The sequence below is a fragment of the Thalassotalea litorea genome, from assembly GCF_005843925.1.
In the GTDB taxonomy this organism is placed as follows: Bacteria; Pseudomonadota; Gammaproteobacteria; order Enterobacterales; family Alteromonadaceae; genus Thalassotalea_A; species Thalassotalea_A litorea_A.
This window is the reverse complement of record NZ_VCBC01000028.1, coordinates 1-5,000: the sequence shown is the minus strand read 5'-3', so window position 1 is coordinate 5,000 and position 5,000 is coordinate 1. Positions and strand designations below refer to the sequence as shown.

At 42.4% G+C, this 5,000-nt stretch carries 3 rRNA genes (1 of these 3 running past the window's edge); 1 reads left to right on the top strand and 2 read right to left on the bottom strand.

Features of this window, described 5'->3' with window-relative positions:
• Both FE810_RS17335 and FE810_RS17330 read right to left on the bottom strand, forming a co-directional pair.
• Positions 1–699: ribosomal RNA gene (locus FE810_RS17335) — 23S ribosomal RNA — on the bottom strand; it reaches 2,876 nt to the left of the window's first position.
• 345 nt (positions 700–1,044) lie between these two features.
• Positions 1,045–2,854: ribosomal RNA gene (locus FE810_RS17330) — 16S ribosomal RNA — on the bottom strand.
• Between the two features lie 1,938 nt (positions 2,855–4,792).
• On the opposite strand from FE810_RS17330, the gene rrf reads away from it, so the two are divergent.
• Positions 4,793–4,913 (top strand): 5S ribosomal RNA (gene rrf / locus FE810_RS17325).
• The last annotated feature ends 87 nt before the right edge of the window (positions 4,914–5,000 follow it).

The window sequence follows — 5,000 nt, the reverse complement described above, 5'->3', positions numbered from 1 at the left end:
ACTTAGAGCTGCATTCCCAAACAACTCGACTCTTCGAAGGCACTTTACAAAGAACCGCACTCCTCGCCACACGGGATTCTCACCCTCTATGACGTCCTGTTCCAAGGAACATAGACAAGGAACGGCCCCAAAGTTGCCCTCTCCAAATTACAACTCGGGCACCGAAGGTACCAGATTTCAAATTTGAGCTTTTGCCGCTTCACTCGCCGTTACTAAGGCAATCCCGGTTGGTTTCTTTTCCTCCGCTTATTGATATGCTTAAGTTCAGCGGGTACTCCTACCTGATTTGAGGTCAAACTTTAAGAACATTGTTCGCCTAGACGCTCTCTTCTTATCGATAACGTTCCAATACGCTCAGTATAAAAAAAGATTAGCCGCAGTTGGTAAAACCTAAAACGACCGTACTTGCATTATACCTCAAGCACGCAGAGAAACCTCTCTTTGGAAAAAAAACATCCAATGAAAAGGCCAGCAATTTCAAGTTAACTCCAAAGAGTATCACTCACTACCAAACAGAATGTTTGAGAAGGAAATGACGCTCAAACAGGCATGCCCCCTGGAATACCAAGGGGCGCAATGTGCGTTCAAAGATTCGATGATTCACGGAATTCTGCAATTCACATTACGTATCGCATTTCGCTGCGTTCTTCATCGATGCGAGAACCAAGAGATCCGTTGTTGAAAGTTTTTAATATTTTAAAATTTCCAGTTACGAAAATTCTTGTTTTTGACAAAAATTTAATGAATAGATAAAATTGTTTGTGTTTGTTACCTCTGGGCCCCGATTGCTCGAATGCCCAAAGAAAAAGTTGCAAAGATATGAAAACTCCACAGTGTGTTGTATTGAAACGGTTTTAATTGTCCTATAACAAAAGCACAGAAATCTCTCACCGTTTGGAATAGCAAGAAAGAAACTTACAAGCCTAGCAAGACCGCGCACTTAAGCGCAGGCCCGGCTGGACTCTCCATCTCTTGTCTTCTTGCCCAGTAAAAGCTCTCATGCTCTTGCCAAAACAAAAAAATCCATTTTCAAAATTATTAAATTTCTTTAATGATCCTTCCGCAGGTTCACCTACGGAAACCTTGTTACGACTTTTAGTTCCTCTAAATGACCAAGTTTGTCCAAATTCTCCGCTCTGAGATGGAGTTGCCCCCTTCTCTAAGCAGATCCTGAGGCCTCACTAAGCCATTCAATCGGTACTAGCGACGGGCGGTGTGTACAAAGGGCAGGGACGTAATCAACGCAAGCTGATGACTTGCGCTTACTAGGAATTCCTCGTTGAAGAGCAATAATTACAATGCTCTATCCCCAGCACGACGGAGTTTCACAAGATTACCAAGACCTCTCGGCCAAGGTTAGACTCGCTGGCTCCGTCAGTGTAGCGCGCGTGCGGCCCAGAACGTCTAAGGGCATCACAGACCTGTTATTGCCTCAAACTTCCATCGGCTTGAAACCGATAGTCCCTCTAAGAAGTGGATAACCAGCAAATGCTAGCACCACTATTTAGTAGGTTAAGGTCTCGTTCGTTATCGCAATTAAGCAGACAAATCACTCCACCAACTAAGAACGGCCATGCACCACCACCCACAAAATCAAGAAAGAGCTCTCAATCTGTCAATCCTTATTGTGTCTGGACCTGGTGAGTTTCCCCGTGTTGAGTCAAATTAAGCCGCAGGCTCCACTCCTGGTGGTGCCCTTCCGTCAATTCCTTTAAGTTTCAGCCTTGCGACCATACTCCCCCCAGAACCCAAAGACTTTGATTTCTCGTAAGGTGCCGAGTGGGTCATTAAAAAAACACCACCCGATCCCTAGTCGGCATAGTTTATGGTTAAGACTACGACGGTATCTGATCATCTTCGATCCCCTAACTTTCGTTCTTGATTAATGAAAACGTCCTTGGCAAATGCTTTCGCAGTAGTTAGTCTTCAATAAATCCAAGAATTTCACCTCTGACAATTGAATACTGATGCCCCCGACCGTCCCTATTAATCATTACGATGGTCCTAGAAACCAACAAAATAGAACCAAACGTCCTATTCTATTATTCCATGCTAATATATTCGAGCAATACGCCTGCTTTGAACACTCTAATTTTTTCAAAGTAAAAGTCCTGGTTCGCCAAGAGCCACAAGGACTCAAGGTTAGCCAGAAGGAAAGGCCCCGTTGGAAATCCAGTACACGAAAAAATCGGACCGGCCAACCGGGCCCAAAGTTCAACTACGAGCTTTTTAACTGCAACAACTTTAATATACGCTATTGGAGCTGGAATTACCGCGGCTGCTGGCACCAGACTTGCCCTCCAATTGTTCCTCGTTAAGGTATTTACATTGTACTCATTCCAATTACAAGACCCGAATGGGCCCTGTATCGTTATTTATTGTCACTACCTCCCTGAATTAGGATTGGGTAATTTGCGCGCCTGCTGCCTTCCTTGGATGTGGTAGCCGTTTCTCAGGCTCCCTCTCCGGAATCGAACCCTTATTCCCCGTTACCCGTTGAAACCATGGTAGGCCACTATCCTACCATCGAAAGTTGATAGGGCAGAAATTTGAATGAACCATCGCCAGCACAAGGCCATGCGATTCGAAAAGTTATTATGAATCATCAAAGAGTCCGAAGACATTGATTTTTTATCTAATAAATACATCTCTTCCAAAGGGTCGAGATTTTAAGCATGTATTAGCTCTAGAATTACCACAGTTATACCATGTAGTAAAGGAACTATCAAATAAACGATAACTGATTTAATGAGCCATTCGCAGTTTCACTGTATAAATTGCTTATACTTAGACATGCATGGCTTAATCTTTGAGACAAGCATATGACTACTGGCAGGATCAACCAGATAACTATCTTAAAAGAAGAAGCAACAAGCAGTAAAAAAGAAAGAAACCGAAATCTCTTTTTTTTTTTCCCACCTATTCCCTCTTGCTAGAAGATACTTATTGAGTTTGGAAACAGCTGAAATTCCAGAAAAATTGCTTTTTCAGGTCTCTCTGCTGCCGGAAATGCTCTCTGTTCAAAAAGCTTTTACACTCTTGACCAGCGCACTCCGTCACCATACCATAGCACTCTTTGAGTTTCCTCTAATCAGGTTCCACCAAACAGATACCCCGGTGTTTCACGGAATGGTACGTTTGATATCGCTGATTTGAGAGGAGGTTACACTTGAAGAATCACAGTCTTGCGACCGGCTATTCAACAAGGCATTCCCCCAAGTTTGAATTCTTTGAAATAGATTGCTATTAGCTAGTAATCCACCAAATCCTTCGCTGCTCACCAATGGAATCGCAAGATGCCCACGATGAGACTGTTCAGGTTAAACGCAAAAGAAACACACTCTGGGAATTTCTTCCCAAATTGTATCTCTCAATACGCATCAACCCATGTCAATTAAACACGCTGTATAGAGACTAGGCAGATCTGACGATCACCTAGCGACTCTCTCCACCGTTTGACGAGGCCATTTACAAAAACATAACGAACGACAAGCCTACTCGAATTCGTTTCCAAACTCTTTTCGAACTTGTCTTCAACTGCTTTCGCATGAAGTACCTCCCAACTACTTTTCCTCACACTTGTACTCCATGACTAAACCCCCCCTCCCATTACAAACTAAAATCTTACTTTTATTTTCTTTTGCCCTCTCTGTCGCTCTGCCTTAACTACGTATTTCTCGCCGAGAAAAACTTCAATTTAAGCTATTCTCCAAAAATCTTAGCGTATATTTTTTTTCCAAAGTGACAGGTGCCCCGGGTAACCCAGTTCCTCACTATTTTTTACTGCGGAAGCGGAAGCGGAAAATACGGAAACGCGCGGGAACATACAAAACATACAAAATATACCTTTCTCACACAAGAAATATATGCTACTTGCAAAATATCATACCAAAAAACTTTTCACAACCGAAACCAAAACCAACGGATATCATACATTACACTACCACCATTCAAACTTTACTACTATCCTCCCTTCAGTTTCCCTTTTTCTGCCTTTTTCGGTGACGGAAATACGCTTCAGAGACCCTAAAGGGAAATCCATGCCATAACAGGAAAGTAACATCCCAATGCGGACTATACCACCCCACCACACTCCTACCAATAACGGTAACTATTCTATGTTTTCTTACTCCTATGTCTATTCATCTTTCATCTGACTACCTAATACTATGCAAAAATGTAAAATCATCACACAAAACATAAACAATCAAAATCAGCCATTTCCGCACCTTTTCCTCTGTCCACTTTCAACCGTCCCTCCAAATGTAAAATGGCCTATCGGAATACATTTTCTACATCCTAACTACTATAAAACAACCTTTAGACTTACGTTTGCTACTCTCATGGTCTCAATACTGCCGCCGACATTCTGTCCCACATACTAAATCTCTTCCCGTCATTATCGCCCGCATCCGGTGCCGTAAATGCAAAACAAATACCATCTATGTCTTCCACACCATCATTTTACTATGCCTGCCACCATCCATTTGTCTTTTGCACCATATCTTCATAACCTGTCACCTTGAAACTACCTCTGCATGCCACCTACCGACCAACTTTCATGTTCTGTTTCGACCTACCTCTTGTAAATGACAAATCACCTTTTTCATCGTATGCACCTTATTCTCCACATCACAATGCACTATTGCTTTTGCTTTTTCACCTGTCATATCCTATTGCTATTAGATGAAATATAATAAAAATTGTCCTCCACCCATAACACCTCTCACTCCCACCTACTGAACATGTCTGGACCCTGCCCTCATATCACCTGCGTTTCCGTTAAACTATCGGTTGCGGCCATATCTACCAGAAAGCACCGTTTCCCGTCCGATCAACTGTAGTTAAGCTGGTAAGAGCCTGACCGAGTAGTGTAGTGGGTGACCATACGCGAAACTCAGGTGCTGCAATCTTTATTTCTTTTTTTTTTTTTTTTTTTTTTTTTTTTTTTTTTTTTTTGCTTCCTTTTCTAAATCCCCTAACTAACCCACCATTCCATT